At 48.0% G+C, this 22,726-nt stretch carries 20 protein-coding genes; 11 read left to right on the top strand and 9 right to left on the bottom strand.

Translation table 11 applies throughout. The features are described 5' to 3' along the window. Positions 1–468 precede the first annotated feature (468 nt). On the bottom strand, positions 469–1,278 hold the full coding sequence (iolB, locus tag DT73_RS04615) for a 5-deoxy-glucuronate isomerase (protein ID WP_036104609.1): 810 nt from the start codon (positions 1,276–1,278) through the stop codon (positions 469–471). Between the two features lie 26 nt (positions 1,279–1,304). After that, positions 1,305–2,810, bottom strand: coding sequence for a CoA-acylating methylmalonate-semialdehyde dehydrogenase (locus DT73_RS04610; RefSeq protein ID WP_036104608.1), 1,506 nt, complete (start codon positions 2,808–2,810; stop codon positions 1,305–1,307). Positions 2,811–3,252: 442 nt separating this feature from the next. On the opposite strand from DT73_RS04610, the gene DT73_RS04605 reads away from it, so the two are divergent. The 6 genes from DT73_RS04605 to DT73_RS04580 all read left to right on the top strand — a co-directional run bounded on the left by DT73_RS04605 (position 3,253) and on the right by DT73_RS04580 (position 9,579). Next, on the top strand, positions 3,253–4,218 hold the full coding sequence (locus tag DT73_RS04605) for an aldo/keto reductase (RefSeq protein WP_036104605.1): 966 nt from the start codon (positions 3,253–3,255) through the stop codon (positions 4,216–4,218). A gap of 84 nt (positions 4,219–4,302) precedes the next feature. Continuing rightward, positions 4,303–5,127 (top strand): myo-inositol utilization transcriptional regulator ReiD, encoded by an 825-nt coding sequence (reiD, locus tag DT73_RS04600; RefSeq protein ID WP_152552488.1) that lies wholly within the window; start codon positions 4,303–4,305, stop codon positions 5,125–5,127. A gap of 272 nt (positions 5,128–5,399) precedes the next feature. Beyond that, positions 5,400–6,305: a myo-inosose-2 dehydratase gene (gene iolE / locus DT73_RS04595; protein WP_036104602.1), complete on the top strand. Its 906-nt coding sequence runs from the start codon at positions 5,400–5,402 to the stop codon at positions 6,303–6,305. Positions 6,306–6,327: 22 nt separating this feature from the next. Continuing rightward, on the top strand, positions 6,328–7,338 hold the full coding sequence (gene iolG1 / locus DT73_RS04590; protein WP_036104600.1) for an inositol 2-dehydrogenase IolG1: 1,011 nt from the start codon (positions 6,328–6,330) through the stop codon (positions 7,336–7,338). A gap of 156 nt (positions 7,339–7,494) precedes the next feature. Continuing rightward, positions 7,495–8,742 (top strand): glycoside hydrolase family 30 beta sandwich domain-containing protein, encoded by a 1,248-nt coding sequence (locus DT73_RS04585; RefSeq protein ID WP_304413345.1) that lies wholly within the window; start codon positions 7,495–7,497, stop codon positions 8,740–8,742. Between the two features lie 3 nt (positions 8,743–8,745). Next, entirely contained in the window at positions 8,746–9,579 is an 834-nt protein-coding gene (locus DT73_RS04580; protein WP_036104598.1) for a sugar phosphate isomerase/epimerase, read from the top strand. A 7-nt stretch (positions 9,580–9,586) separates the two neighbouring features. Here DT73_RS04580 and DT73_RS04575 read toward each other — a convergent pair whose 3' ends face one another. Together DT73_RS04575 and iolC are read right to left on the bottom strand one after the other, a co-directional pair. After that, complete coding sequence (locus tag DT73_RS04575) at positions 9,587–10,759, bottom strand: MFS transporter (protein WP_036104595.1); 1,173 nt, start codon at positions 10,757–10,759, stop codon at positions 9,587–9,589. 95 nt (positions 10,760–10,854) lie between these two features. Further along, positions 10,855–12,786 (bottom strand): 5-dehydro-2-deoxygluconokinase, encoded by a 1,932-nt coding sequence (gene iolC / locus DT73_RS04570; RefSeq protein WP_036104591.1) that lies wholly within the window; start codon positions 12,784–12,786, stop codon positions 10,855–10,857. A 427-nt stretch (positions 12,787–13,213) separates the two neighbouring features. On the opposite strand from iolC, the gene iolD reads away from it, so the two are divergent. The 5 genes from iolD to iolH all read left to right on the top strand — a co-directional run bounded on the left by iolD (position 13,214) and on the right by iolH (position 19,601). Continuing rightward, a complete protein-coding gene (gene iolD / locus DT73_RS04565) occupies positions 13,214–15,154 on the top strand; it encodes a 3D-(3,5/4)-trihydroxycyclohexane-1,2-dione acylhydrolase (decyclizing) (protein WP_036104588.1) in 1,941 nt (646 codons plus the stop codon). 153 nt (positions 15,155–15,307) lie between these two features. Further along, positions 15,308–16,330: an inositol 2-dehydrogenase gene (iolG, locus tag DT73_RS04560; RefSeq protein ID WP_036105092.1), complete on the top strand. Its 1,023-nt coding sequence runs from the start codon at positions 15,308–15,310 to the stop codon at positions 16,328–16,330. Positions 16,331–16,402: 72 nt separating this feature from the next. Beyond that, positions 16,403–17,629, top strand: a complete 1,227-nt coding sequence (locus tag DT73_RS04555) for an MFS transporter (RefSeq protein ID WP_036104585.1) — start codon at positions 16,403–16,405, stop codon at positions 17,627–17,629. Between the two features lie 195 nt (positions 17,630–17,824). Continuing rightward, positions 17,825–18,640 (top strand): TIM barrel protein, encoded by an 816-nt coding sequence (locus tag DT73_RS04550; protein WP_036104582.1) that lies wholly within the window; start codon positions 17,825–17,827, stop codon positions 18,638–18,640. A gap of 76 nt (positions 18,641–18,716) precedes the next feature. Next, a complete protein-coding gene (gene iolH, locus DT73_RS04545; RefSeq protein WP_036104578.1) occupies positions 18,717–19,601 on the top strand; it encodes a sugar phosphate isomerase/epimerase IolH in 885 nt (294 codons plus the stop codon). A 404-nt stretch (positions 19,602–20,005) separates the two neighbouring features. On the opposite strand, the gene DT73_RS04540 is transcribed toward iolH, so the two are convergent. The 5 genes from DT73_RS04540 to DT73_RS26980 form a co-directional block, all read right to left on the bottom strand. Beyond that, the gene (locus DT73_RS04540; protein ID WP_036104575.1) at positions 20,006–20,308 is read right to left on the bottom strand and encodes a hypothetical protein; all 303 of its coding nucleotides are present in this window, start codon (positions 20,306–20,308) and stop codon (positions 20,006–20,008) included. 9 nt (positions 20,309–20,317) lie between these two features. Further along, complete coding sequence (locus DT73_RS04535) at positions 20,318–20,647, bottom strand: hypothetical protein (protein WP_152552482.1); 330 nt, start codon at positions 20,645–20,647, stop codon at positions 20,318–20,320. Between the two features lie 348 nt (positions 20,648–20,995). Then, complete coding sequence (locus tag DT73_RS26700; protein WP_235234420.1) at positions 20,996–21,148, bottom strand: hypothetical protein; 153 nt, start codon at positions 21,146–21,148, stop codon at positions 20,996–20,998. 94 nt (positions 21,149–21,242) lie between these two features. After that, positions 21,243–21,794: a hypothetical protein gene (locus DT73_RS04525; RefSeq protein WP_036104568.1), complete on the bottom strand. Its 552-nt coding sequence runs from the start codon at positions 21,792–21,794 to the stop codon at positions 21,243–21,245. 1 nt (position 21,795) lies between these two features. Further along, positions 21,796–22,726: RHS repeat-associated core domain-containing protein (locus DT73_RS26980; RefSeq protein ID WP_304413344.1), on the bottom strand; the 931-nt coding region annotated here is incomplete at its 5' end.

Raw genomic sequence — 22,726 nt, 5'->3', positions numbered from 1 at the left:
ATTCTCTTTCTTTCTGATTATTCATCTACTATCACCATAACTATCGCCACAACCATCCTCACTGCCTGGAATGTCCCGCAATTCGCTACTGGTGGTTCTGGTTTCCCGGCTGACGGGGCCCAGTTCAGCCACGGTTGTTGACCCGTGCCGTCGCTCGTACGCGCTCTTGTTCGACCCGGCGGCGAGTATTGATTGTGTGTGGGCGCAGGAAGCAGGGAATAAAGTGCTGGTTTATGGCGCGTGCTGGTGCTGCGATGAACGGAGACAGCAGATTCGGGTGCACATAAAGACCAGCCGCATGACAAGGCGCACCGCAAGAGCCCCCCTGCCTGGGGGATGCATGGAAAAATGTGCAGAGACAAGAAGTAGAGAGATACCGCAGATATAAAAAAGCCGGTTGCCACTGGCAACCGGCAAGACTACCGAGGTAGTTTTTATCAGTGTTACATCATCGTCATCGCTGACCGGTTACCGGGGGTACTCAGGCGTATTGATCCACGCATGGTCTTTTTCCCAGGTAAACTGCCATTTACGCACCGGCCCTGCCATTACATTCAGGTAGTAATTGTCGTATCCGGCGATAGTTGCCACTGGGTGATAGCCCCGCGGCACTTTCACGACATCGCCATCGTATACGGCCATGCACTCATCCAGGCTACGGTCATCGGTATAGACACGTTGTAGGCAGAATCCTTGTGCTGGATTGAAACGGTGGTAATACGTTTCTTCCAGATAGGTTTCCTGGCCTTCCTTATGGGTATCATGCTTATGGGCTGGCCATGAGCTGGTATCCCCTTCGTTGGTGTATACCTCAACAACAAGCAGACTATCTGCCGGTTTATCATCAGGCAGGATGTTATGTACCAGTCGCTGATTGCGCCCCTTACCGCGGTGCTCAACACCAACATCTTCTGGTGCTATCAGGCGAACAGGCAGGTCCCCCTGACCAGGCGCGCTACAAACGGCCAGTTCCAGATCCGTTTCGGCAGTGACTCTGGCCGCCGTATGGTGCGGCAGGTAGACCGACCATGCGGGGATCTTTTCAAACGGGCTCATACGCTGACCAATCTGTTGGTAATGATGGTCAGCTGTTTTAACACTGGCGATACCGGAAACCAGTACCAGGCAGCGCTCCAGTTTGTCGGCCAGCAGCGTAACGACTTCCCCGGCCTTCAAGTGCCAGACATCAAAGCCGACAAAGTCCCAGCCAGCATTCTGCGGTGTAATATGTTGAACATGACCCGTAGCCGCGGTGCGCTTACTCAGCAACATGGACATCTTATTCTCCTTTCCTGGTTTGGCCGTTAACCCAGTGTCGGCATACTAAATTCAGAGACAATCTGTTGGCCATTTGGCCAGCGGGTTGTGACCGTTTTCATTCGGGTGTAGAAACGAACGCCATCCGGCCCATGCACATTGAGCGCACCGAAAATAGAACGTTTCCAGCCACCGAAAGAGTGGAAGGCGACAGGCACTGGAACGGGAATATTGACACCTACCATCCCGGCTTCAACTGTTTGCACAAATTCACGCGCATAGTGGCCGTTGGTGGTGAAAATGACGCTGCCGTTGCCGAATTCATGGGCATTGACCGTACTGATAGCTGTTTCATAATCAGGAACCCGAATAATGCCCAGCACCGGCCCAAAGATCTCTTCACGCCAGATAGTCATGTCTGTCGTGACATTGTCAAACAGCGTTCCGCCGACAAAGAACCCATTCGGGCAGCCGGGGACTTTGCAATTGCGCCCATCCATGACCAGTGTCGCACCTTCTTCAACACCTTTATTGATGTAGCCCAACACTTTTTGCTGATGTGCGTGGGTGACGACCGGCCCCATTTCATTTTCTTCGGCACCACGGATATCACCGGGGCCAATACGCAAGCCACTAATTAAAGGTTTAAGACGTTCGATTAAACGGTCAGCCGTTTCATCGCCAACAGCGACAACAACCGGCAATGCCATGCAACGTTCACCTGCAGAACCGAAAGCACCACCCATGATGGCATTCACTGTTGCGTCCAGATCGGCATCCGGCATAACGATCGCGTGGTTTTTCGCTGCGCCAAAGGCCTGAACACGTTTGCCATTTGCACTTGCTGAAGCGTAAATATGCTGTGCCACACCTGACGATCCTACAAAGCTGACGGCCTGAACCCGTGGATCGCTGGTCAGCAAACTGGCCGCATCGTTACCACAATGAACCAGATTGAACACACCATCAGGCAATCCCGCCTCCTGAAGTAACTGAGCCAGACGTAATGACGCTGACGGGACGGGAGCGGGGGGTTTCAGTACGAAGGTATTACCGCAGGCCAGCGCGATAGGGAACATCCACATGGGCACCATTGCCGGGAAATTGAACGGTGTAATGCCTGCTACGACACCCAGTGGTTGCATTAGGGAGAAGCTGTCTACGCCAGTCCCCACGCTGTATGAGTATTCCCCTTTACTCAGGTGAGGTATGCCGCAGGCAAATTCGACCACTTCCAGGCCGCGGGTAATTTCACCCTGTGCATCAGACCAGACTTTACCGTGTTCACTGACGATCAATGCTGCCAGTTCGTCGCGGTGTTGTTCAAGCAGGGCTTTGAACTGAAACAGAATACGTGCGCGGCGCAGTGCAGGCATCTTACTCCACGCGGGAAAAGCCTGATGAGCGCAACTGATTGCCTCAAGCATTTCTTGTTGGGTGCTCTGGGTCACCTGGCGAATGATTTCACCGGTGGCAGGATTCGTCACGGGCAGCGTTTCACCGCTGGTGCTTAACGTGATTTTACCATTAATAAAATTACCGACTGTTTCCATCTGTATGTCCCTTCTGAACTGTGATTTGACGACGTTCAGGGTGATTGACTTCGGGGTAAGTGCGTTATCAACCAGACTAAAACGTATGCGGGATTACTGTAAAATTTTGAACTAAAAATTTCAAATCAAATTTTATGGAATTTTAATTTGTTTTTATGTGGATCACATAACGTGGATAACTCGTCAAAAATCAAACACCGTCCATAATTAAATAAATGAATTTATTCATTATTTTTCGTGTTTTCCTAAATGGTAGAAAAATTCGCATCATTTCCACGGGAAAAAATTATGATCTGGTTAGCATTTTTATTTCATTATGAGTGGTATAAAAATTCAAAATGACTGTCACGTGAGATTGTTCTTCCTTTGTGGGCATCATGGATGAAGACAAGTGCGTGCATGATGCGAAACGGTAACGTTATCCCTTGAAAAGGTTAAAACTATGCAGTTACGTCCTTTAGGTAATACCGGGCTTTCTATCCCACCCCTGGTGTTCGGCGGCAACGTGTTTGGCTGGACGGTAAATGAAACAGATAGTTTGCGTTTGATTGCGGGTTTACTTGAGCGTGGGTTTAACGCAATTGATACAGCGGATGTTTACTCTGCCTGGGCTCCGGGGAATCGCGGCGGTGAATCTGAAACGATTATTGGCCGCTACCTGAAACTGCATCCCGGTGCACGGGATAAAATGACGATATTTACGAAAGTGGGTTCGGACATGGGGGCTCCTGAGTGCAAAGGCCTCAGCGCCCGCTGGATTGCCCGCGCGGTTGAAGACTCACTGCGTCGGCTTAACACGGATTACATCGATCTCTATTTTTCGCACTGGCCAGACAGCGAAACGCCTTATGAAGAAACATTACGTGCCTATGAGCAATTGTTACAGGCCGGGAAAATCCGTGCAACAGGGGCATCAAATCTGAATGCGACGCAGCTCGCGGATGCGCTGCACAGTGCCGATGAAAACCACCTGACCCGCTACCAGGTGTTGCAACCTGAATACAATCTGTATGACCGTGCTGGGTTTGAAGGCGACCTGTCAGCGTTGTGTGTTAAAGAGAACATCGGCGTCGTGACTTATTACAGTCTGGCGTCCGGGTTCCTGTCAGGGAAGTATCGCCGCACGGCAGATCTGGGGGAAGGCGGGCGTTCTGCTAAAGTGGTGGATTACCTCAACCCGCGTGGTCTGGCTATTCTGAATGCTCTTGATAGCGTTGCACAGGCGCATCAGGCGACGCCGGCTGAAGTGGCACTGGCCTGGTTGATGCAGCGCACCGGGGTGACGGCACCCATTGCAAGTGGAACAACACTTGCGCATATCGACAGCTTTGTGAAAGCGACATCACTGCATTTGAGCCAGAATGATGTTGCTGTGCTGGATAATCCGGCCGAATGCGTTAATCAGTAACCTTGCCCGTCGGCGTAGTAGTGGAGGAGTAAAATGCGTTTGTGTTTCTGTCCCTCACAGCGAGAAAATAAGACCCTGCCTCAACTGGCTTATGTGAGCCAGGTCAGCGAGAGCAACGGGCCGTTTGTCCGTTTTATGCATATGCACCCTTGTACGGTTGAACTTATCCTGATTACCGAAGGGGAAGGCGAGTATTTTATCGGTGACCGAATTTACCCTGTTCGAAAAGGTGATTTGGTCATTTACAATAGCCAGGTGGTGCATGATGAATACCTGGAAAGTGGGCGGCCGATTGGCACTATTTGTTGCGGGATTAATAATGTTTTCTGTCCCGGACTGCGCGACAATGCATTAATTCCGGATGATGTGGTGCCTGTTTTTCCATTATATCATCATTTTGAAACAATGGAAAAAATGATGGGGACTATTTTTACTATGATTAACCAGAGGATGGTTAATGGCCCCATGATGGCACAATTATTAACCCGTGTGTTGATGACCTATATTGAGGGTAATGTACTGTTACGTTCTGCTGAGGATTATATTCAGCGTGATGAAAGTTTGTTGGATTCGATAAAAAATTATATTGACCGTAATTTTTATGAGCCTATTCGGCTGGAAACGCTGGCTGACAGGTTCAATGTCAGCCCTTGTTACGTTTCTCATGAATTTAAGCGGCGGTATGGTTACTCTCCAATGGACTATTTAATTAAGCGACGTTTGGGTGAGGCTCAGTCTCTGTTGACAACAGATGAAGGTGGTCGGGAGAAAATAACATCGATTGCTTATCGTGTCGGTTTTAGTAATCTCAGTCACTTTCAGAACTACTTTAAAAATAAAGTTGGTAAAACACCTGGACAGTACCGTAAAGATTACAGGAAAGCGAATTATCTATTTTTTGAGAGTTGATTGTCTGGTTTTTTTGTTTTTTATGGCCGCGAAAGCGGCCTTTTTTATTTGTTTTTTATAAGGTTTTTCTGATGAGTGTTTTATAAAAACAATATCATTAAACACCTCAATTTAAATTGTGATGTAACACGCGCTTTCTCTCTTTTTTGACTACAAGAAACATCAAGTTTTTCACTGCCAAAAACGTAGCATATCCCTATCGAAACCGTAGTCGTCTGAACAATGTTCATTTGCCAGACTCATCTATAGCAGGTATAGCAGGAGCCAGTGAAATGTATAATGTAAGAGATAACATTAAGTTAGGTATCGCGCCTATTGGTTGGCGCAATGACGATATCCCTGAGATTGGTAAAGAAAACACCTACAAACAAATTTTAAGCGATGCCAAACTCGCGGGTTTTTCTGGTACCGAAGTGGGTGGCTGTTACCCGCAGGATGCGGATGAACTGAACAAGGAGCTGGCGATGCGTGGCCTGGAGATCCCGGGTCAATGGTTCTCCTCGTTCATTATTCGTGATGGTGTCGCGGCAGCGAAAGAAGCGTTTGAAGCACATTGCGCCTATTTAGAAAAAGTGGGGGCTTATGTCGCCGTTGTTTCTGAACAAACATACAGTGTTCAGGGGATTATCGACCGTACGGTTTATTCAGATAAACCTGTGTACAACGATGACGAATGGCATGTACTGTGCAGCGGCCTGAATGAGTTAGGCAAGATTGCCAATAAACATCATTTAAAACTGTGCTACCACCACCATATGGGGACTGGTGTTCAGACATTACCTGAAGTTGACCGGTTAATGGAAAATACCAACCCAGAATATGTTCATCTCCTGTTTGATACTGGACATGCTTATGTTTCTGAAGGGGATGTTATGCCTCTGCTGAAAAAACATATTTCCCGTATTAAACACGTCCACTTTAAAGATGTGCGTGATGCACAACTGAAAATCTGCCGTGCTGCTAATAAATCATTTTTAAATTCCTTCCTTGAGGGTGTGTTTACCGTACCTGGTGATGGAAATATTGATTTCAAATCAGTACTGGCGTTTCTGGTTGACCATCAATATAGCGGCTGGATTGTGGTTGAAGCCGAGCAAGACCCGAAAAAGCATAATCCCCTGGAATATGCATTGATGGGTAAGAAAAATATTGATGAATTACTCAAAGCTTATCTCTGATTACTAAATAAGGAACACTATCATGACATTAAAAGCAGGTATTGTTGGCATCGGCCAAATCGGTTCTGATCATTTACGTCGCCTGGCAAACACCGTTTCTGGCGTGGAAGTGGTGGCTGTGTGCGATATCGTTGCCGGTAAAGCGCAAAAAGCTCTTGATCAACATGGTATCCAGGCGAAAAACTACAACGATTACCATGACCTTATCAATGATAAAGAAGTAGAAGTGGTCGTTATCACCGCGTCCAATGAAGCGCACGCTGATGTGGCTGTGGCTGCACTGAAAGCACAGAAATATGTCTTCTGTGAAAAACCGCTGGCTGTTACCGCCGAAGATTGTATGCGCGTGATTGCTGCAGAACGTGAAAATGGCCGCCGTATGGTGCAAATTGGCTTTATGCGCCGTTATGACAAGGGCTATGTACAACTGAAAAACATCATTGATAGCGGTGAAATTGGCCAGCCGTTGATGGTGCATGGCCGCCACTACAATGCTCACACGGTTGAAGGTTATAAAACGCCACAGGCTATTTATGAAACTCTGATTCATGAAATTGACGTGATGCACTGGTTGCTGGATGAAGACTATAAAACGGTTAAAGTGTATTTCCCTCGTCAGTCCAGCCTGGTCAACACCCTGCGCGACCCGCAACTGGTAGTGATGGAAACCACTTCTGGTATCAATATCGTGGTTGAAGTCTTTGTTAACTGCCAGTATGGCTACGACATTCATTGCGACGTTTCCGGTGAAAAAGGTTTGGCTGAATTGCCGACAGTTGCCAGCGCGGCTGTTCGTAAAGGCGCGAAATACAGCACAGATATTTTGGTTGACTGGAAACAACGCTTTATCGAAGCCTATGACATTGAATTCCAGGACTTCTTTGACCGCCTGAATGCAGGTAAAGCACCGGCAGGCCCGAACTCCTGGGACGGCTACCTGGCTGCGGTTACTGCAGATGCCTGCGTGAAATCACAGCAAACAGGCAATACCGAAATTATCGAACTGCCTGTCAAACCTGACTTCTATAAATAATCCCTCTGTTCAAAGATGGGCTGCGGCCCATCTTTTTTTATTCTGGCTGAGAACTCCACTATGAAAGGCAAAATCTTCACTTCCGATCCGCACAGGGAGCGGTTTCTTGTCGAAACCACGGCTTCATTTGCGCCCAGAGAGCCTCAATGCAGTAACATGATAAAAGTGTTTCCCCGGCATAAACTTCAGCGGATAGATGGTTTTGGCGGCAGTTTTACTGAAGGTGCGGGTGTGGTGTACAACAGCATGACGGATACGGCAAAAAGTACGTTCCTGCACTGGTATTTCTCTGAACAAGAACACCATTATTCCCTTGCGCGGATGCCTATTCAGAGTTGCGATTTCTCACTGAGTAACTACGAATATATTTCCTCTGTTGAGGATATAAAACAGGGGAAACTGGATTTTACCCGCGATAAAGAACATTTGATCCCGTTAATTTCAGATGCGCTGTGTATAAACCCACAAATGGCATTAATGGCCTCGCCGTGGAGCCCTCCAGCATGCATGAAAACGAATAATGACATGAATGGTGGGGGAAAACTGCGTTCAGAATACTATGCGGATTTTGCTCAGTTGATAATTCAGTATTTACTGACTTATCGCCGTTATGGCATCCGAATCCAGTATTTATCCATCCAGAACGAACCTGTGGCGGTGAAAACCTGGGATTCTTGCCTCTACAGTGTTGAAGAGGAAACCTCTTTTGCCGTCAATTACCTGCGCCCTTTACTGGAAGAGCAGGGGATGGGCGATATGGAAATTTATATCTGGGATCATGATAAAGACGGTTTAGTGGACTGGGCTGAACAGGCGTTTTCCCGTGAAGAGAATATCAACGGTATCAATGGAATGGCGTTCCACTGGTATACCGGGGACCATTTTGCCCAGGTGCAGTATTTATCCCAGTGCTTGCCAGATAAAAAGCTGCTGTTCTCTGAAGGGTGTGTCCCGATGGAGACTGGCGATAATGTCGGGATCCGCCACTGGCACACTTATCTGCATGATATGGTGGGGAATTTTAAAGCAGGTTGTACAGGGTTTATTGACTGGAACTTGCTACTGAACAGTGAAGGCGGCCCGAATCACCAGGGGAACTTGTGTGAAGCGCCTGTCCAGTACGACAGCAAGACGGATACGCTGAAACGGAACCACTCATGGTATGGCATTGGCCATTTCTGTCGCTATGTGCAGCCAGGTGCCAGAGTGACGCTCTCTTCTTCCTTCGATGCCAGTCTTGAAGAGGTCGCTTTTGCTAATCCGGATGGAGGGCATGTCCTGGTTGTTTATAACCGCGATGCCTGTGAAAAAACCTGCCGGGTCGTGATTGATGATAAAGAGACCGCATTGACGCTTCCGGCGAATGGCGCATCCACGCTGGTATGGCATGAAACAGGAGAATAACGCATGAAGCTCGGCATTAATGAAGCAACCTGCATGAAAAACTCCACCCTGGCGGTAGATGTGCAACTGGCAGAAGAGTGCGGTTATGATTTTATCGAAATCCGCCTTGATATGCTGCGCGGCTGGCTGGCGCACAAAAGCCTGTCAGCGCTGGCGGATAATTTTGCCACCCGGCATGTGCAGCCCTGGGGGTTTAACTCCCTGGAGGATATTACTTTCTGCGATGCAACGCGCTGGTCGTCGATTCGTGAAGATATGGCATTAGCCTGCGCGGCACATGATGCTGTCGGCGGTGATTGCATGGTGGCGGTGCCGACGATTCGGGCAGGACAGCACTGGTCAATCAGGGATGTCATCGCAGACTCCGTGAAGCGCCTGCGTGAACTGTCCGATATTGCTGGTGAACACGGAATGCGGGTGGCGTTTGAACCTATTGGCTCTGCTGGATGTTGTGTCCCCAGCCTGGTGATGGCAATGGATATCGTCGACAGGGCAGACCGGGGAAATGTGGGGCTGGTGATTGATGCGTTCAATTTATACCTGCATGATCAGTGGCAGGAGCCAGGGTGTTTACGCCAGGTGCCGGTAGAGAAAATTTTTGTATATCACATTGATGATGCAGATGATTTACCGGTTGAACAACTCGACCATTGCCACCGAGTGTTCCCGGGGAATGGGGTGATTCCACTGCATGCTATTACCCGGGAACTGGTGCAAATGGGGTATCAAGGGGTTTGCTCGCTGGAGTTATTTAACCCCGGTTACTGGCAAATGCCTGCCAGGGATGTGTTTAAAACGGGTGCGATGAAAACACACCCGTTTCTCCAGCCGTTGTAATGACACGCTAACGTTGACGCAGTAAGTGAGTTAATGACGCCGCGCCCAGCAATGCGCAGGCCGCGGCGATAAGAAAGACCTGACGGTAACCCATAAGCGGGGTTATCAATCCTGCCAAAGGCGCGGTAAGGCCGTAAGCCAAATCCTGAAATGCTGACCAAATTCCCAGCGCGGTGCCCCGAATTTCGTCGGGAACGCGGCGTACAACCTCAACACCCAGTGATGGGAACATAAGAGAACAACCACACCCGGTGAGTGCAGCGCCTGCCAGTGCGATGGCCGGAATGGGCGCCGACCAGAGCAGCAGTAAACCGACGCTTTCAGTTAATAATGAAAGAGTGGCAATGCGGACACCTCCATAACGGTCCGGCATATGGCCGAAAAACAGACGGGTAACAATAAAGGCACACCCAAACAGCGTCATTGCAAATCCGGCATAATTCCACTGGCGTTCAGTGAAATAAAGCACGGCAAAGGCACTCAGGGAAGCAAAACCAATGCCCTGTAAAACCAGCCCTACACCGGGGCGCCAAATCAGGCTGATAACATGTCGTACCGGCGCACGCATACGTTTCCCGGGGACATTCTCCGGGATGCCGTTCATAACACACCAGGCACCCAGTGGCAGCACCAGCGTGATCAGCGCCATCATGGGCAAACCCGAATGGTGATATAATGCCAGCCCCAGTGGCCCACCTGCCGCCAGTGCGCCATATGTCGCCATGCCATTCCAGGCGATCACTTTTCCAGCCCGGGGCGCACCGGCCAGCCACATTCCCCATGTGAGGTTGCCGGTAAGGATCAGGCTTTCGCCCAGCCCCAGCACCATACGCCCGACAATCAATAACAGGTAACACACCAACGGGTTTGCCAGCGCAAATGAACTCCCCAGCATTAGTGCCCCGGATGCGCAGCAACAGACTAGCCCCAGGCAAACAGTACGGCGCCCCCCCAATATGTCGGCTTTGCGGCCGGCTACCCCTCGGGTCACGAGCGTGGCAATAAACTGGCTACCAACAGCAATACCTACCAATACATCATTAAACTGGAGCTGCTGGTGGACAAATAGCGGCAATGTAACCAGTGGAATGCCAATTGTGAGGTAAGCTAAAAACATCGCAAAACTGATGCGAAAGAGGGCATGGGAATGTATGGGTTCAGAGGTATCGGTTACATTCATAGCAGAGAAATTCGTAGAGGATAAATTCGTAGAGGGATGATGACGCCTTACCTGTGTGGGTAAGGCGTCAGGCGGTCTTTTATGCTCAGTTACGCTCAACGCGCCGGGCGGTATTCTCGCCAGTAATTGATTAGGGTGCAGTATTTTTGTTTCACCGTATCAATCAGTTGCTCGTCGTTAAGCTGGCCTGCCAGCCACTGGCGGGAAGGTTCTGAGAAAATGGTTCTGCCCACAGCAAAACCTTTCACCCACGAGGAATCTGCCGCCGCAGCAAATCCCGCTTTCAGTTCTTTTTCTGGCGCATCAAGGCCTAAAATGACAATCCCCCGGCAAAGCGGATCGTAGTGCTCGATTAGCTGGCTTATCGCCTGCCAACTGGCCGGTTGTTGAGAAGGCAGTTTCCACCAGTCTGGCTGAATACCCAACTGATAAAACCGTTCGACAATCCGGGCATAGTGGCGTTCATCCTGGTCTGGATTATCCCGCGGCAGAATAATTTCCAGCAGCAACTCATGGCCTGATTTGCAGCAAGCCTGCCACACTTCACTGATCAGAGCTTCCTGTTCTTCACACAGCGCTTGTGGGTCGTTCGGGTGGTAGAACACCAGGCATTTCACTACATGCTCCAGTGGCCAGTCGATAAGCTGCGAGCCAATGTTGCCGTGTTCGAGGCGCAAAGGATAAGACCCGGGCATTTCAATGGGGCGCCCAATCCACCACCCTTCGCCTGTAATGGCATTCAGTGCATCCTGGCCAAATGTGGTGTCGGCCAAAATACCGCTGTTGTCCTTAAGCCCCGCTTCTTTTGCCGCTTTCCTTGCTCCTTCCAGAAGCAGCATCTTCAGTGCCGGTAGTTGTGCTTCATTCGCCCCGACTTCATGGGCAATATCGACCAACTGTTTGCGGTGATCAAATGCGAACACACACAATTCCTGCCATTGTTGTTGACGCGTGGTGACACGGTGCAAATGGTTAAGCTGGCTGTCTTTATCCGGGCGGAGAACAGAATGTTCACGGGCAAGATAATTATCCAGCTCCAACCGGGTCGGCATCGCGGGCGCGCAGGCGTGGCGGGAAACCACCAGAGCACCACAAGCGTTAGCATAGCGGCACGCTGTTTCCCAGCCTTCATCGTTCAGCCAACCGCGCAGCAGGCCTGACATAAAGGCATCACCGGCGCCCAGCACATTCAGGACGTCGACACGTACACCGCTGTGTAACGCAACCTGGGACCAGTCATCGGCAATAGCGCCTTCAAATACGGAACACCCCAGCGCGCCGCGTTTGCAGACCAGCGTGGCCGCAGTCCGTTGGCGTACTGCTTTCAGAGCGGTCAGTGTATCTGTGCTGCCGCCAGCGATATGAAACTCTTCTTCGGTTCCGACAATTAAATCAAAGTGATGCAGTACATCCTGCAATTGTTGTGTGACTTGTTCTGATTCAATAAAGCGTGTTTCACCATCTCCCAATGTGGTCAGGCCCCACAATACCGGGCGATAGTCGATATCCAGCGCACGGCGCAGACCATGTTTCTGGGCATACTCCAGCGCAGTTAAAACTGCAGCTCGGGTATTCGGGTGCGACAAATGCGTCCCGGTAATCGCCAGTGCTCGTGAAGAGGCAATGTAATCTTCACGAATATCTTCGGGAGTCAGCGCCATATCCGCACAGTTGTCGCGGTAGAAAATCAGCGGGAAGGTGTCTTTATCTTTAATGCCCAGGATAACCAGGGCTGTCAGACGATCTCTGTCGGTTATCAAACTTTGGGTATCGACGCCTACCCGAGTTAATGTTTCACGAATGAATCGCCCCATATGTTCATCGCCTACGCGTGCGAGCATGCCGGAACGTAAGCCCTGGATTGCAGTCCCATAAGCCACGTTACCTGACGAACCGCCAATATATTTCGCAAAGGTCGTCATGTCTTCAAGCCGTGAACCTATTTGTTGCCCATACAGGTCAACAGCAACTCGCCCCAGACAGATGACGTCCAGTGCTTTTTTAGCATCAGTGTGTAATGTGCCCATTGACAATATCCTCGTCAGAAGATGGTGTGATTTCCAATCATGGTAAGGTTTGAGTATTTCATTTTCAACAATAATAGAAATTATGTTTTTTATTTTAATTTGAAGTTCGTCACATATATCTGTGTTGTCAACATCCTGTTTACATCGATAACGTGAGGTTGAATTGAATTAACTCATTGAATTTACTGTTTTTTATTTTAACTGGAACAAACATGAAAGATACATTTCAACTCTTGTGACTGACAGCCTAAAAAATGGAGCTATATCACTATTATTTGATCTTCTTCCCATAAATGAAATATAAATTCCATATAATCACAAAAGCGGAAGGTTTGATTCTAAGATACGTCTCTCTTGAGATTCCGGGGCTGATGCTGGCAGGTGCTGGTCAAATCAGCCAAACGACCGATAAAAGCAGGTGGAGTACATGAAAACAATCAGATTGACCATGGCGCAGGCTCTGGTGCGCTTTCTCGATAATCAGTACATCGACGTGGACGGAAAGGAAACAAAATTCGTCAAAGGTATTTTTGCCATTTTTGGGCACGGTAATGTCGTTGGTCTGGGGCAAGCGCTGGAAGAGAACTGTGGCCAACTGAGTGTGCATCAAGGACGGAATGAGCAAGGAATGGCCCATGCTGCGACAGGTTTTGCCCGGCAAAAATTACGCCAGCAGATCTATGCCTGTACCTCATCGGTCGGCCCAGGTGCGGCGAATATGTTGACCGCCGCCGCAACGGCTACAGCCAATCGTATCCCTTTGTTACTGTTGCCGGGTGACGTTTATGCAACCCGCCAGCCCGACCCTGTATTGCAACAAGTTGAACAGGAACATGATTTGAGCATCAGCACTAATGATGCTTTCCGTGCGGTGAGCCGGTATTGGGACAGGGTAAGCCGCCCTGAACAATTAATGACGGCCTGTATCAGCGCCATGCGTGTGCTGACTGACCCGGCGGATACCGGGGCGGTTACTCTTTGCCTGCCGCAGGATGTTCAGGGGGAAGCCTGGGATTACCCGGAATACTTTTTCCAGCGCCGTGTCTACCGGCTTGAACGTCATGCGCCGACGGAAAGTATGCTGGCTGATGCTGTAGAGATGATCTGCCGCCATAAACGCCCAATGATCATTTGCGGTGGTGGGGTGAAATATTCTCAGGCAGAGGAAGCATTACTGGCGTTTGCCCAGGCACTACGCATTCCGTTTGCCGAAACCCAGGCGGGTAAAGGGGCTATCAGCTCCGATCATGCCCTTAATCTGGGGGGAATTGGTGAAACTGGTTCGCTGGCGGCGAATTTGCTGGCGGAAGAGGCGGATCTGGTGATTGGTGTCGGCACGCGTTATACCGATTTCACGACATCTTCAAAATGGATTTTCCATAACCCCGATGTGCAGTATGTCAATATTAACGTGAGCCGTTTTGATGCATTTAAGCTGGATGGCTTGCAGGTTCAGGGGGATGCGCGAGTCTCTCTGGATATGCTGAAAACCCGCCTGGAGACACAACATTACCAGGCGTCCTGGGGCGATAAGATCCGTGAAGTACGGGCCCGTTATCATGACGAAGTGGAACGTGTCTATGCAGTGGAATATGCCGGGGAGGCTTTCAAACCAGAAATTGAAGACAGCATGGATGTGCGCAAAGTGTATGCGGAGTTCAACCAGATCACGCGTTCATGGTTGACGCAGACTCGGGTTCTGGGGGTGTTGAACCGGGCATTGCCGGAGAATGCTGTTGTGGTGGCTGCTGCCGGGAGCCTGCCGGGTGACTTGCAGCGTGTTTGGCAAAGCCGGGGTGGCAATGATTACCATGTTGAGTATGGCTACTCCTGTATGGGTTATGAAGTCAATGCCGCCTTAGGGGTAAAACTGGCAAACCCCGAACGGGAAGTGTACAGCTTCCTGGGCGACGGGTCATTTATGATGCTTCACTCTGAGCTGGTGACCTCTATCCAGATGGGGAAAAAGATCAATGTTATTTTGCTCGATAACATGACGAATGGTTGTATTAATAACCTGCAAATGGAACACGGGATGAGCAGTTTCTTTACCGAATTTCGTTTCCATCATGAAGAGTCTGGTAAACAGGAAGGGGGATTGATACCTGTCGATTTTGCCGGGATTGCTGCGGGGTATGGTTGCAAGACCTACCGGGTGCAAACACTGGAGCAACTGGAAGCCGCGCTGGAAGACGCTCGTAAACAAACCGTATCGACGCTTATCGATATTAAAGTGCTGCCGAAAACGATGGTCCACAAGTATTTGAGCTGGTGGCGTGTCGGTGTTGCTCAGGTCTCCGAAAACTCGGATATTCAGGATGTAGCCACTATGGTACAGGAGAAAATAGATCAAGCCCGTAAATATTAATCGCTAGACGCGCTCTCTCTCTTTTATGCCAGGGACGGCACTTTAATAAAAGATAAAACACAGATGAAAGTTAACTTCTGGCTGTACACGGAAGAGTTCTTTCATGTGGTTTTTATCTTAAATTTAAAATTCAATTTATTAAGAGAGATACACATGAAAAAGCTTCGATGTGGTGTTATTGGTCTTGGCCGCGTAGGGAAAATGCATTTTGAGAATATGAGACATATTCCTGAAATGGATATCGTTGCCGTTTCTGATTTTTTTATAGATAAAATGGATGACTGGCTCAGCAAAATGAACATCCATCACGCCTACCAGAATTACCATGACTTATTAGCAAGAAAAGATATTGATGCGGTGTTTATTTTCACATCAACAGACATGCATGAAGAAATTGTCATTGCGGCGGCAAAAGCCGGGAAGCATATTTTCTGCGAAAAACCACTCAGTATGGATATTGATGAAGAAGCTGCGCTGAATGTACTGCGTGCAGTAAAAGCGCAGGGTGTAAAATTACAAATTGCCTTCAACCGCCGCTTTGATCCCCAGTTTCGTGAGCTGCACAACATGGTCTGCCAGGGGCAAATCGGGCAGCCACAAATGGTGAAAATATCTTCCCGTGACCCGGATTTGCTCCCCCATGATTTAATTAAACGTATCGGTGGCCTTATTTTTGACTTCACGATGCATGATTTTGATATGGCGCGCTTCATTATGCAGGATGAAATCACTGAAGTGTATGTGAAGGGAAATACGCTTATCGACCCCACACTGCAGGAGATTGATGATGTCGATACCCTGGCGATTGTGCTGAGCTTTGCAAAAGGCGGCTATGGATTAATTGATAACAGTCGTCGTGCTGTGTACGGTTACGATCAACGAGTCGAAGTTTTTGGCTCAGAAGGTATGGCTTGCGCAGATAATGTCAGTGAATCAACAGTTCGCTATTATGACAAAGATAATTGCCATATGAAAAATCCACTTCCTGATTTTACTGTACGTTATCGCACGGCATATTTAACGGAAGTAAATTTATTTATTCAGGCGATTTTACATGATGAACCCGTCGTGTGTACTGGGGAAGATGCATTACTGGCTCAGCGTGTTGCTATTGCTGCTCAGCAGTCCTTAAAACAAGGAAAACCGATAAAAGTACCGACGGGCACATTTCTTTAACTAATTTCTGATAAGCGATGAACCTTCCGCATTGTTATGTGGAAGGTTTCCCTACACGTTGAGGTTATTACAATGAATGATATGCAACTCAGTGTCTCTCCCTCGCTTTATATAAAACCCAAAAAGTTTATGTGGAGCTATATTGGCACGTTCTTATTTATGCTTGGCGGTTGTATTGAAAACAGTTGGCTGTCTGCCTGGCTTAATACCCAGGGCTTTGATCAGGCACAAATTGGCCAGATATTTGCCGGTTACGGCATTATGGTCGCCGTGACGTCCTGGCTTTCAGGGGTCTGCGTGGATGTATTTGGGCCGAAAAAGGTCATGCTTACCGGATTTGCTGTCTACCTGATAGGCTCCGTTGCGTTCCTGAAGTTTGCGCTTCCTGGGCATGATTTTACGGCTATTCTGGTGACCTACATGTTGCGTGGTGTCGGATATCCGCTGGTGTGTTATGCCTTCCTGGTCCGCCTGACTATTCAGCTGGACAGCCATCAGCAAGGGATTGGCACGTCAATGTTTTGGGTGGTGTACAACCTGGGGTTCACTATCCTGGGGCCTATGCTGGCTGCGTCATTAATTCCCTCATTAGGCCAGGTTAATGTGATTTGGTCCGGGATGGGGGTCGCCCTGGTCGGCGTGCTATTTATGGTCTTCCTGGAGAAGAACCGTTTTGAACTCAAGCCCCGTACAACACCGGTGTTACAGGAACTCTCTGCCGGTATCTCGATAATGTATCAACGCCCGCGTATTGGCCTTGCCGTGATTGTCAAAACTATCAATGGATTAGGTACTTATGGTTTTGTGGTTGTCCTCCCTCTGTTTTTACAAGGGAAACAATTCTCCCTGGAGGAGTGGGCAAGTATTTGGGGGATCACGTTTATTTCCAACCAGGTGTTCAACATTATCTTTGGCTGGCTGGGTGACAAAATTGGTTTCCGACGCACTATCCAGATCTTTGGCAGTGTCCTCACGGGTGTTGCTACCTTGATTGTGTACTGGGTACCGATGATGTGGGGGCATAACTACCTGGCCCTGATGCTGGCTATGTGCCTGTGGGGTGCCGGGCTGGCCGGGTTTGTTCCCATGACTCCGCTGGTTCCCATGATGGCACCGGATAAAAAAGGCGCTGCTAACTCCGCCGTCAACTTTGGTTCTGGTCTGGGCAATTTTGTTGGGCCTGCGCTGGTATCTGTGCTTGCCGGATTCGGCACGGCTGCCGTGATGTATGCCATGGCAGCCCTGTATCTGTTGAGCGGAATTTTGGTGCATTTTCTGACGGTGCCGGGTGAGAAATAGTCCCAGGCGAAGAATCAGCAAGGACGCTGTTTAGCATGTGATGTGCCTCACTAAATATCCCCCTTTTTTTATCAGGATAGATAAAGAATGGTGAAAGATATCAAGGTAGATTACGTCCATTATTCTTGATGTGTAAGGCATTACAGAATAATGGACTTGGGTCTGTCGGATTATGAATAATTAGTGAGGCATGGCATGAATATCGATAAAAGCAGATTCTGCATCAACCGTAAAATCGCACCGGGTTTATCGCTTGAACGTTTTTTCAGTCTGGTTCAGCGCTGTGGGTTTAATAAAGTTGAACTCCGTAATGATATGCCCAGTGGCAAAGTTTGCGACAACCTGAGCTATGCACAAGTGCGTGAACTGGCAGAAAAATATCAACAAGAGATCATTACCATTAATGCTGTCTACCCGTTTAATCAGCTCACCGACGATGTGCTGGATAAAACGAAGCAATTACTGAATGATGCTCAGAGTATTGGGGCAAAAGCCCTGGTATTATGCCCACTGAATGATGGGACCCCAGTTCCGGAAGCTAATACACTGGATGCAATAAAAAGACTCAGTGAATTATTCTCTGGTTATGGCGTTCAGGGCCTGGTTGAACCGTTAGGTTTTACCTTCAGTTCATTGCGTTCAGCAGTTGGCGCTCAGCATCTGATTCGTGAGGCGCATTCTTCTTTTAAAATTGTGTTAGATACATTCCATCATCATTTATACGAAAATGCCGAGAAGGAGTTTGTCCCGAACATTGATATTAATGGTATCGGCCTGGTTCACTTGTCAGGTGTGGAGGATAAACGTCCAACGCATCAGTTAACAGATGAAGAACGTATCATGTTGACAGAAAAAGATGTGATGGAGAATCGCCGACAGGTTCGCCGCCTGGAAGAAATGGGGTACACAGGTATTTATTCTTTTGAGCCCTTTTCTTCAACACTTGAAGCCTGGGATGAAGCTGAGATTGAAAGGCAAATTGGGAACAGTATCGCACTCTTACTGCAATAACTTAGCGTTATTTTTATGACGGGAAATTAATTTTTTAGTTTTCAGAATGTTATTGTGTTTTTCTGGTGAGGAAAATATGAAAATTGCTTTCGACGTTGATGTGATTAAAGAACTGCCAATTACGGATATGGTCCGGCAGGTTTCAGAGTGGGGATATAAATATATTGAGCAATCTCCTCATCCGCGTATTAATCCATTTTATAAACACCCAAAAGCCAGTCGCGATACGATGAATGAGTACCAGCGCGCTTTGCGTCAGTATGGTGTGGAAATTTCGTCTTTTATCGTTGTTTATCGCTGGTCTGGCCCTGATGAAGAACGCCGGCGTGCAGCGGTAAAAAACTGGAAACGCATGATTGAAATTGCGGTGGAAATGGGTGTGCAAGTGATTAATACCGAGTTATCTGGTACGCCAGATGAACCGGAAATTTGTGAGGAAATGTGGTACCGCTCAATGGAAGAGTTATTACCCATTATTGAGCGTGAAGGTATTCGTGTAGAGATTCAGTCTCACCCATGGGATTTCTGTGAACTGAATGATGAAACTGTGGATATGGTACAATCATTACGAAGTGATAATGTGAAATATTTATACAGTGCACCCCATGGATTCTTTTACGATAAAGGTAAAGGTGATGTGGCACGTATGCTGAAATATGCGGGTAATGATTTATCACATGTTCTGATAGCAGATACTCACAACCATACACTTAACTGCCGATATATTATGAATCCACCAGGAGTGAATGCCACGATTCATCAGCATATTGGTGTGGGAGAAGGTGAAGTAGATTTTGACAGCTTGTTTAGTACATTGCGAGAAACTAATTTCGCCAGTCGCGAATTCAACGTTGGTGGTGAATCTATTATCACTACGTCGCTCTTCGGTTACCCGGAGAAAATGCCTCTTCAGGCAGTGGAAACCCGTGAGCGAATTGAGCGGGAATTATTAAGGCGTTAATCCTTACTGTGCTGATTTCGTGAAGAACAGCGAATGATGAGACACTACTTTCCCGAAAGCCAAACGGTAATGTCAGTATCCTGGTATAACTCTGGCGTTGTGTGTAAATCGGGCCAGTGGGTGTTCTGTTCTTACCTGGTGCCTGGCCGTGCAGTTTCCCTGGGGTGCTGCACTGCCCGGACCCGCGCCGGTTACCGACTGCCCAGGGCATCGTAATGATAGTGTGTGGTGACGAAGTGCTTCTTTAGATAGAGCTAAAAATGCCTATTCATAGAAATTCAATCACGCTGGCAATTTTTTGACATTATTATCAGACAGATCCATTGGAGAATGCTTTTTACATTACTTCGTCAATAACCAAACGATTACCACATAATTCTGAATGCTATTTTATTGTTTAATATTCAACCATTTTTTACCAAGTAAACATCAGCAACCTTCTTTGGACCTTCATATATCTCAAAGTGGTCGTGTTCTTTCATTCGTTCCTTGGGGGCTTCATCCATAAGGAAATGCACGAAGCCGTGAGATGTTAAAGTGTTTTTATTTCCTTTTTGTGCTGTAATGTCAAAAACAACACTCCATGCATTATTTTGCCACTTTAAATCTTCGGGGAAACGTGAGACGGCATAATATTTCCCTGACGAGGGGATCGTCTTTCTGCCCCCATCTCTGGTTGAAAGCCACTTTATAATTACTGGGTACATAATCACCTCTTACTTAAATGAACAGCTACCTCTGGCTTTAACTTCTTTGCTCCACGTAATCTTTCCGTGATTATTGAGATCCTCGAGATCTGCATATCTTGCTGGGCCAATACCATCCAGGTGTGGATCAATATGCATGTTGTTAGCTACATTATCTGGAACTTCAACTTGAACGACTTTGAATGTTTCACCGCCATGCCCCATTCGATTTCCCCATGTAACAGCATCCTTATAGGATTCAGCGAACCATTTCCCTTCCATCGTTCCTTCACCTGCTTTCCAACCGTCACTCATCAGACTATTAAACTCATCAAGGCTCATTCCACGATATAAGGTCATCAATCCAAGTGGATCGACCCATGTATAAGGATTCGGCGCATACTGATACAGGTTCCAGCCACCGGCCAGCCCTAATTATACTGAGACCGGACAGCCCGCAGTAACAGGTGTTGCGGGAACAACTGGTGCGGGTAAACATAAGCTGAGCCGGGTTAAATAAGATATATTCAGCTCAATAGTAAACTAGGTAAGCATATTAATATCATCAAGAGCATCCCCGCCCTTGATGATATTACTTCATTTTCACTGTTAGCTTTATCCATTAAAAATGGAATTACAATTTCTTTACTTATTCTCCCACTTATTCTTACTGTATGCCCTAAACACGTCAGGGCAAGGCCACTAATATCAAGTATCTTGAACATTCACCATTTTTATTAACTGTTGCTCTGCCCATTGAATGTCCTTTACGTTATACGCAATATAAAGTAGAGTGTCTGTCACCGTTTCAGGATTATCATAATTTAATGATTTAACTGGATTTATTTTATCGTCCACCACAGAGATTTCCTTTTCTTGTCGTATTACCTGACTTAATTAAAGCAGGTTATTGTTTATTGTCTAAGACATCCCAGTCACGTACATGGAGATATTTTTATCTCTTGATACTGTTCTTTTGGGCATAGATCAGCAGGTTTTTTATGTTTTCTTCCGTTGATATTGGGCTCTGTGTAACCTTATCCATTAAATCTTCCAGGTTCTGGGCTTCTTCACTGAAATAATGACTTTCTTCTTCTTCGGATCCTTCATCATATTTCAGTACATCTGTGCTCTCAAAAGCCTTATCAAGCGACTGAAGAAAATCTTCGTCATTTCGGCTTCCAATATATTTGCACAAATAATACAAGGCACCAAAAGCATTCTGCGCAATACTTCCTTCAGGTTCTGGGTATTCATCACTATCCGGCCCCAGCATGGCGATTTTGTTTACACCTAAAAGATCTACCGGGATTCCGGAGAGATAGTCGGTCAAGGAGGACAAACTTGCTCTGAATGCATCCGACAGGTTTTCGTTATAAAACGAATCAAACTGTTCTACGCAGGGTAACTGCCGGTAAAGGTTACAGAGAGCTACAATGACCTTTTCTCTTTCAGAAAGCCCTTTCAGTCTGACAATAAACTGTGAAGTATATTTATCAAGAATCATCTCAAGTACACCCTTTGAGCCTGTTACGGCTTCGTTTGCCCGATTTCAGTGTATCTGTTGTCACACCATGTTCGTGCATTAATCCTTCACAATCAAGACAGACCCGCCTTGAAGCATCAATATGTTCCACTCCAGGGACATTTTTCATTATGGTTTCCTCTGCATGTCCGTCCCCTCTAATAACATTCACATTATTTTCTTTAGCCCATTCACGCTGCACAGGAGGTACTACCCGTTCACTTGATGCTATATGATACTTCCCGCTGCTGTCGACGCCGATTGCTGTGGTTTTCCGACTCTGAGCATACTCGTCGAGTAAACTGTGCGCTTCCTTAACCAGTTCCTGCAGTTTTGTCAGAGTAAGCCCAAGTGCATCAATCCATCCTAATGGATTCGGCGCATACTGATACAGGTTCCAGCCACCGGCCAGCCCTATCGGGTCCTGGGTGGTAAACCGGCCCACCTCCGGTTCATAGTAACGGAACAGATTATAGTGCAGGCCGCTTTCATTATCCTGGCACTGCCCGGCAAAACGCAGGGGCTGGGCGTAAGCCGCGCCGGTGCGCAGCCCGGCACTGCCGGGTGTCTGGCCGCGCAGTTTCCCGAAGGTGTCGTACTGCCCGGACCAGCGCAGGTTACCGTCAGCATCGGTGACTTCCAGCGGTGCGCTGTTCAGGTCGGTGTGCAGCCAGTAAATATCGGCCTGCGGTGCGTTGCCCGCCTGCTCAATGGCAGCCAGCGGTGCCCACGGGCTGGCCGGGTCATAACTCCAGGTACGGCGGGTGGCGTTATCCCGTTGCTCCTGCAGCAGGCGGTAGCCCTGCCACAGGAAACGGGTGGTTTCCGTTCCCCGGTTGCGGTAATCGACAGTTTTGCGTATCCGCCTGCCCAGCGCATCGTAATGATAGTGTGCGGTGAATTCACCTTCCGGG

Origin of the sequence: Mangrovibacter sp. MFB070 (genome assembly GCF_000705335.1) — a bacterium.
Taxonomy (GTDB): Bacteria; Pseudomonadota; Gammaproteobacteria; order Enterobacterales; family Enterobacteriaceae; genus Mangrovibacter; species Mangrovibacter plantisponsor.
This window is presented reverse-complemented; position numbering and strand designations above follow the sequence as displayed.

Excerpts from the sequence above, each read along its gene's own strand:
- DT73_RS04550 (WP_036104582.1), top strand. The coding sequence starts at position 17,825 with ATGAATATCGATAAAAGCAGATTCTGCATCAACCGTAAAATCGCACCG.
- iolH (WP_036104578.1), top strand. The coding sequence starts at position 18,717 with ATGAAAATTGCTTTCGACGTTGATGTGATTAAAGAACTGCCAATTACG.
- iolD (WP_036104588.1), top strand. The coding sequence starts at position 13,214 with ATGAAAACAATCAGATTGACCATGGCGCAGGCTCTGGTGCGCTTTCTC.
- iolB (WP_036104609.1), bottom strand. The coding sequence starts at position 1,278 with ATGTCCATGTTGCTGAGTAAGCGCACCGCGGCTACGGGTCATGTTCAA.
- DT73_RS04605 (WP_036104605.1), top strand. The coding sequence starts at position 3,253 with ATGCAGTTACGTCCTTTAGGTAATACCGGGCTTTCTATCCCACCCCTG.
- iolG1 (WP_036104600.1), top strand. The coding sequence starts at position 6,328 with ATGACATTAAAAGCAGGTATTGTTGGCATCGGCCAAATCGGTTCTGAT.
- DT73_RS04540 (WP_036104575.1), bottom strand. The coding sequence starts at position 20,308 with ATGTACCCAGTAATTATAAAGTGGCTTTCAACCAGAGATGGGGGCAGA.
- DT73_RS04555 (WP_036104585.1), top strand. The coding sequence starts at position 16,403 with ATGAATGATATGCAACTCAGTGTCTCTCCCTCGCTTTATATAAAACCC.
- DT73_RS04525 (WP_036104568.1), bottom strand. The coding sequence starts at position 21,794 with ATGATTCTTGATAAATATACTTCACAGTTTATTGTCAGACTGAAAGGG.
- DT73_RS04535 (WP_152552482.1), bottom strand. The coding sequence starts at position 20,647 with ATGACCTTATATCGTGGAATGAGCCTTGATGAGTTTAATAGTCTGATG.
- DT73_RS04585 (WP_304413345.1), top strand. The coding sequence starts at position 7,495 with ATGATAAAAGTGTTTCCCCGGCATAAACTTCAGCGGATAGATGGTTTT.
- iolG (WP_036105092.1), top strand. The coding sequence starts at position 15,308 with ATGAAAAAGCTTCGATGTGGTGTTATTGGTCTTGGCCGCGTAGGGAAA.
- iolC (WP_036104591.1), bottom strand. The coding sequence starts at position 12,786 with ATGGGCACATTACACACTGATGCTAAAAAAGCACTGGACGTCATCTGT.
- DT73_RS04610 (WP_036104608.1), bottom strand. The coding sequence starts at position 2,810 with ATGGAAACAGTCGGTAATTTTATTAATGGTAAAATCACGTTAAGCACC.
- iolE (WP_036104602.1), top strand. The coding sequence starts at position 5,400 with ATGTATAATGTAAGAGATAACATTAAGTTAGGTATCGCGCCTATTGGT.
- DT73_RS04580 (WP_036104598.1), top strand. The coding sequence starts at position 8,746 with ATGAAGCTCGGCATTAATGAAGCAACCTGCATGAAAAACTCCACCCTG.
- DT73_RS04575 (WP_036104595.1), bottom strand. The coding sequence starts at position 10,759 with ATGAATGTAACCGATACCTCTGAACCCATACATTCCCATGCCCTCTTT.